The sequence below is a fragment of the Qingrenia yutianensis genome (assembly GCF_014385105.1).
GTDB lineage: Bacteria > Bacillota > Clostridia > UMGS1810 > UMGS1810 > Qingrenia > Qingrenia yutianensis.
Genome location: NZ_JACRTE010000061.1, coordinates 1 through 1,370 on the forward strand (window position 1 = coordinate 1; position 1,370 = coordinate 1,370).

3 protein-coding genes are annotated in these 1,370 nt (G+C 37.2%); all 3 read left to right on the plus strand.

Annotation, left to right across the window (positions count from 1 at the left end; all coding sequences use genetic code 11):
* Nucleotides 1-7: 7 nt before the first annotated feature.
* Entirely contained in the window at nt 8-202 is a 195-nt protein-coding gene (locus H8706_RS11995; protein WP_262432826.1) for a DUF6133 family protein, read from the plus strand.
* A gap of 15 nt (nt 203-217) precedes the next feature.
* Nucleotides 218-556 (plus strand): hypothetical protein, encoded by a 339-nt coding sequence (locus tag H8706_RS12000; protein WP_262432824.1) that lies wholly within the window; start codon nt 218-220, stop codon nt 554-556.
* A 232-nt stretch (nt 557-788) separates the two neighbouring features.
* A partial coding sequence (locus H8706_RS12005) for a replication initiator protein A (RefSeq protein WP_262432825.1) occupies nt 789-1,370 on the plus strand: 582 nt, incomplete at its 3' end.

The following is a 1,370-nucleotide window of genomic DNA, read 5'->3' on the forward strand; positions in this document are numbered from 1 at the left end:
GAAACTTATCTTGTCAAAAGAAAACTTTAAGAACAAACTGTGCGATAAAAGCGGTCAGGGGGCTTTGGACACAGCTGTGGTCGTGCTTATCAGCATAGTTTTGGGCGCACTCATACTTGCCGGGCTTTACGCTTTGCTTGATGACACGGTACTCCCGACATTGACTACCAAAATTCAGGAAATGTTCAACTATACAAACTAAAATGGAGGCTGCGTGATGAAAGATAAAAGTTTAACAGACATAAATAAACTGTGGGAATATGTGTGCAACGGAAATGTTGAAAAATTAAAGGAATACTATACAAGCGGCGGCAGCGCCAATAAGCGGTATTCCAAATTCGGAGAAGAACATTCTCTGCTTATGGGAGCGTTTCGCAACAATCAATTTGAAACTGTGGAGTATCTTATGTCAGAGGGTGAGAGGCTGTCTCCGAAAGAAACAACTGAAATTAAAACCGAGCTGCAAAAGCTTGGACTTATGCAGAAACTTGCGGAACCGGAAGAACAGGAATCTGATATGGATATGCCCCTATGGTATAATAAAGACAAACGGTGAAAGCCGCATAAAATCAAGGGTTTAGCCATTTGTCTTGTTACATTTCAGTTCTTTTTCCAACCCGAAATTTACAAGATTTTCGTCTTTAATAACGGTAATGTTAAGTTAAAGACAAAAGTTATACCCTGCAAAAGGAGGTCAAAATTTAATAAAATATCAACTGAGAACGCTTTATAACAAACCATAAGGCGTTCTTTTTTTATGTAATCACACACGGAAAGGAGGCACAACAATGTCGATACAATTTGAATATTTTTACGGAAGTCAAGCGGAGCAGTTTTCGTTTTACCGTATTCCCAAAGTCTTGTTTACAGATGAAACGCTTGCCGGAATATCTGTGGAAGCAAAGGTCTTATACAGTTTTATGCTCGACCGGATGAGTTTATCGGTTAAAAACTGTTGGTTTGACGAGGAAAATCGTGTATATATTATCTACACCATTGATGATATTTTGAGCGATTTCGGTTGTGCAAGGCAAAAGGCATTAAAGCTGCTTGACGAGCTTGAAAACGGAATCGGACTTATTGAACGCAAACGACAGGGGCTTGGCAGACCGAACATAATCTATGTAAAAAACTTTATACATAACCCAAAAGAAAAGCGGTATGAAAATCAAAATACCGAAAGTATGAATATCGAAAATCAAGAAGTATTAAATTCAAACTTACAGAAGTATGAAAATCAAACTTCTGCAAATATGAAAATCGAAATTCAAGAAGTTCCGAAATCATACTCAAATAATACTAATAATAACTATACTGATTTTAACGATACTGAAAAGAATAATACTGAATCGAGCGATACTGAAATCATA